Below are 4,714 nucleotides of genomic sequence, written 5' to 3' on the forward strand. Positions count from 1 at the left end.
GCATAAAGAAAAAGGGCGATGATTCGCCCTTTTTTGTTACCTCAAGACCGCACTTTAGCTATTTTGTTGCTCCATTTGGCGGGCCGCTTTTTCACGACGTTCGTTTTCTTCTCGCAATAAACTTTCAGCTTTTAAGCCTGATTGGCGACATAGCTCGACCACATTGTATAATAATTGCCCCAATTGTTGGGCATCGTGTTCATTACCTTTTAATGTTTGCAGCTGTTGTTGGCTTTGGGTGATGAGATCTTCTCGACAAAGTGCGGTTTGCTCGAGTTTAGTGATCCGTTTTTGTAATTTCTCAGCGCGCAAAAGCGCAGGTAATGCGCGAGGAATATCATCAAGGAGTGAAAATTGTTTTTTCTCGAGTCGCTCTTGTGCTTTTTGTGCTTCCCAATTTTTTAATGCTTCTTCACCGTTTTGGGCTTGTTTTTCACCAAAAACGTGTGGGTGGCGAAAAATCAATTTTTGATTAAGATGGCTTACGACATCATCAAAATTAAATTGTTTGTCTTCATTTGCCAGTTGGCTTAGAAAAATCACTTGCAATAATAAGTCCCCGAGTTCTTCACGCATGGCAGTGAAATCGGGCGTTTGCAAAGTTTCGACCACTTCGTAGCTTTCTTCCAACACATTGGGGATCATGCTTTGATAGGTTTGTTCCAAATCCCACGGGCAACCACCATTAGGATTGCGCAGCTGGCGCATAATCTCAATTAATTGTTCAATGGATTGCATATTCTCTCCTTGTGATAATAAAAAACCGAGCAATCGCTCGGTTTGATAAAGACAAAAGTGCGGTCACCACTTATTTTTTAGAACCAGGAATGTTGAAACGTTTGTTGAAACGCTCTACACGACCGCCAGTATCTACCACACGTTGTTTACCTGTATAGAATGGGTGACAAACACCACAAACGTCCAGGTTAATATCGTGTCCCACAGTAGAACGAACTTTGATCACGTTACCGCAAGAACACGTTGCAGTCACTTCTTTATATTCAGGATGAATACCTTGTTTCATAGAAAACCTCAATGTGAAGCCATATCGCTATCGGATCGCTTGCCCGACACCATATGTATTAATCAAGTGCAAATTGCACAACCTTGTGTATAAGGCGGTGAATTATACAAAATAAAACGGCGATTCGCAACTTTATTTGTAAAGTGCGGTTTGGTGCAAGATGGGCTATACTGACGCAGATGAGTAGAGATAAAAATGATGACAACTTTTGTACGCGCAGTGCTGGCTTTGCCGCTGGCCAAAACCTTTGATTACCTCGCACCCGCCGATCAGACGATCGCCGTTGGGGCGCGTGTGCGAGTGCCTTTTGGGCGGCAACATCGCATTGCGATCGTGGTTGATTTGCCAACAGAAAGCCCACTACCGAAAGAAAAACTCAAACCCATTCTTGAGGTGCTCGATCACCATTCAATTTTTACGCCCGAAATGGATTCTTTGCTTGAATGGGCTGCGCGTTATTACCACGCAGGGCTTGGCGATGTGCTTTTTCAGGCCTTGCCTACTAAATTGCGTACTGGTGAAGCAGATGAAATGGCGCCAAGTTATGTTTATCGGCTGACCCCAGCAGGTGAAACCGCACTTTTACACAACACGCTAAGCCGCGCACCGAAACAAAAGGCGTTCCTTGAATGTCTGAGTCAGGCGCCTGAGCATACTATTTTGGCTGAAGATGTGCGCGAAAACAGTGCACTTTTACGCGCGTTGCAGGAGAAAAAATTGATCGAAAAACGCGTTCAGCAGAGTGTGTTTACACCATGGCAAGATGCGCTGGACACTGTATGGGTGGCAAGTGACAATAAACCGTACTTAAACAAGCAGCAAGCTTTAGCACTTAATGCGATGGCAATGGCCAAAGATCACCACACATGGTTATTAGATGGCATCACAGGATCTGGCAAAACGGAAGTGTATTTGCAAATGATGGAAGAGGTGCTAAAACAAGGCAAACAAGTGCTGTTTCTTGTGCCAGAAATTGGGTTGACGCCGCAATTGGTGCGCAGTGTTGAGCAGCGTTTTCATTTGCCGATTGATGTGTTGCATTCTAATTTGACGGATCGCCAACGCTTTGCCGCATGGAAACGGGCAAAGTGCGGTGCCAGTGCGATTGTGATCGGCACTCGCTCGGCTTTGTTTACCCAGTTTCAGACTCTTGGATTGATCATTGTTGATGAAGAGCATGATCCCTCCTATAAACAACAAGATACCCAATGGCGTTACCATGCGCGGGATATGGCGGTGGTGCGTGCACGCAAGGCGAATATTCCGATCATTCTTGGCAGTGCAACGCCGAGCTTGGAGAGTTTGGCAAATGTGGAAAAAAATAAATACCGCCTATTACAGCTCGATCGTCGTGCTATCAGTGCGCACAATCTTTCTCAGCATATTATCAATTTGAAAAATCAGCCACTGAATGCGGGCATTTCTGCGCGACTGGAAAGCCTGATGCGAGAGCACCTTGAGCGGGGCAATCAAGTCTTACTCTTTTTAAACCGTCGAGGCTATGCACCCGTTATGCTTTGTCATGAATGCGGCTGGTTAGCAGAATGTCAACAGTGTGAGCGCCCTTATACTTATCATCAAACACAGCATCATTTGCGTTGCCATCATTGTGGCATCCAGCGCCCTATTCCGAGACAATGTCCAAAGTGCGGTTCAACGCATTTAGTGACCACTGGCATCGGCACGGAGCAGCTAGAGCAGCAGCTTAAGCAGCGATTTCCAGCATTTAGTGCGGTACGCATTGATCGTGATAGCACCGCACGCAAAGGCAGCCTTGAAGCGCATTTAAAGACTATTGAGCAAAAGAAAAGCCAGATTTTAATTGGCACGCAGATGCTGGCGAAAGGCCACCATTTTCCTGATGTCACTTTAGTGGCGCTGTTGAATATTGATGGCGCGTTATTTTCACAAGATTTTCGCAGCGAAGAACGTTTAGCGCAGCTCTATGTGCAAGTTGCTGGTCGTGCAGGGCGAGGGTTGCAAGCAGGCGAAGTGGTGTTGCAAACCCATTTCCCACATCATCCGTTATTGAGTACTTTGTTAGATAAAGGTTATCGTGCCTTTGCTAAGCAAGCTTTGCAACTACGCGCACAGCTTGGGCTGCCACCCTATGCAGGGCAAGCGTTATTCAAAGTGCGCAGCAAAAACAGTGAAAGTGCGGTGAGCTATTTAGATATGCTTGCTCAAACCATCAGAGACTATGGTGCACAGCATCATATCCCTGCACTGCAAATTCTAGGGCCGATAGAAGGACTGATGGCGAAAAAAGCGGGTTTTTATCATTGGCAATTATTATTACAACATCCATCGAAATCCCTATTGCAGCGCCTATTAACAGCACTGGCACAAAAAATGCTGGCACAGGCTAGTCATTTGCAATGTATTTTGGATATAGATCCGATCGATTTTAGCTAATTGTGAATATTATTGGATTGATACTAGGCAATAGCCCCTTTTTTGAGTAAAATTCTTAACTTAGTATTTATTATAGACTTGATCAAAAGGTTACCATCGTGGTTCAGCGAGACTATGCCGCCAGAGGCAAAATAAGAAAGAAAAAGCACGCGCCTGTGAATAAAACATTATTACTGATCATCTTATTAGCGATCGTGGCCGCCTTCGCTGCAGGATTGTTCTTGCTGAAAGAAAAGTCAACAGAAAGTGGTGTGGCGCTGCCTGCGGTGGAAAGTGCGCCTGAAGAGCAGCCGAAAAGCACATTACCGAGTCGTCCTGAAGAGGTATGGAGCTACATTCGTGATCTTGAAACACGCGAAATTCCGATCGAGGATATGCCGAAAGACACCAGTAAAATACAAAATTTGACGGAAGAGCAAAAACAGATCCTAAAAATGCTTGAACGTGATCAACCTGTTGCGAATGTGCCAAAAGTGGAAAAACCACAAGAGCCAGTGATCAAAGAGCATAAGGTTGAGAAAAAAGCGCCTCAAGTAGTTGAAAAACCTGTTGTTATCGAAAAGTCTCAGCCAAAAGAGGTAGTGGTCACCGAAGCTAAATCAAGCAAAGCTGAGAAAAAGACTGCACCAAGCGAGAAGAAAACAGCCAATGAAAGTATCCCCCCAAGCACGGAAACCACGGTCAGCAAGGGCAAATTTGGCTTGCAATGTGGTGCATTTAAAAATCGCCAACAAGCAGAAAATCTGCAAGCAAAACTTGTTATGTCGGGTTTTAATGCTCGCACCGCAGTCAGTGCCAACTGGACGCGTGTTTTTATCGGGCCAGTAGGCGATCGCAACGCGGCTAAAGCGGAATTAAATCGTGCTAAAGCTGTGGCGACCTGTGTTGTGGTGGCGATGTAAGTCTCCTTCATAAAGTGCGGTTTTTCGCCAGTTTGGCGATAAAAACCGCACTTAATTATTTTTGTGAAAAAAACACTTGCGAAAGTTTTGCCACGCACTATAATTCGCACCCACTGACGCACGGCAATGCAAAGTGCGGTGGAAAAAGATCAAAAAGTTGAAAAAACTGCTTGATCTGCGGCGAGAAGATCTTATATAATTCTAAGCCTTGACTTTGATGTCAAAAACGTTCTTTAACAAAATATCAGACAATCTGTGTGGGCACTTGTGGCTTTGTTTTTTATAAAATATGAAGTCTTAATGAGTGCTTAAAATTTTAAGTCAAAATTCATTGAGCGAGAAGATTTAAACTTTTTAAATTGAAGAGTTTGAT

General features: G+C 44.5%; 4 protein-coding genes. 2 read left to right on the forward strand and 2 right to left on the reverse strand.

The window, feature by feature from the left end:
* Positions 1-54 precede the first annotated feature (54 nt).
* Both mazG and rpmE read right to left on the reverse strand, forming a co-directional pair.
* Positions 55-738, reverse strand: a complete 684-nt coding sequence (mazG, locus tag HPC38_RS10335) for a nucleoside triphosphate pyrophosphohydrolase (protein WP_208121201.1) — start codon at positions 736-738, stop codon at positions 55-57.
* 70 nt (positions 739-808) lie between these two features.
* The gene (gene rpmE, locus HPC38_RS10340) at positions 809-1,024 is read right to left on the reverse strand and encodes a 50S ribosomal protein L31 (protein ID WP_208121202.1); all 216 of its coding nucleotides are present in this window, start codon (positions 1,022-1,024) and stop codon (positions 809-811) included.
* A 198-nt stretch (positions 1,025-1,222) separates the two neighbouring features.
* On the opposite strand from rpmE, the gene priA reads away from it, so the two are divergent.
* A complete protein-coding gene (gene priA / locus HPC38_RS10345) occupies positions 1,223-3,439 on the forward strand; it encodes a primosomal protein N' (protein WP_208121204.1) in 2,217 nt (738 codons plus the stop codon).
* A 98-nt stretch (positions 3,440-3,537) separates the two neighbouring features.
* Positions 3,538-4,341, forward strand: a complete 804-nt coding sequence (gene ftsN / locus HPC38_RS10350; protein ID WP_208121203.1) for a cell division protein FtsN — start codon at positions 3,538-3,540, stop codon at positions 4,339-4,341.
* Positions 4,342-4,714: the final 373 nt, after the last annotated feature.

Source organism: Spirabiliibacterium pneumoniae (genome assembly GCF_014884995.1).
GTDB lineage: Bacteria > Pseudomonadota > Gammaproteobacteria > Enterobacterales > Pasteurellaceae > Spirabiliibacterium > Spirabiliibacterium pneumoniae.

Excerpts from the sequence above, each read along its gene's own strand:
- mazG (WP_208121201.1), bottom strand. The coding sequence starts at position 738 with ATGCAATCCATTGAACAATTAATTGAGATTATGCGCCAGCTGCGCAAT.
- rpmE (WP_208121202.1), bottom strand. The coding sequence starts at position 1,024 with ATGAAACAAGGTATTCATCCTGAATATAAAGAAGTGACTGCAACGTGT.
- priA (WP_208121204.1), top strand. The coding sequence starts at position 1,223 with ATGACAACTTTTGTACGCGCAGTGCTGGCTTTGCCGCTGGCCAAAACC.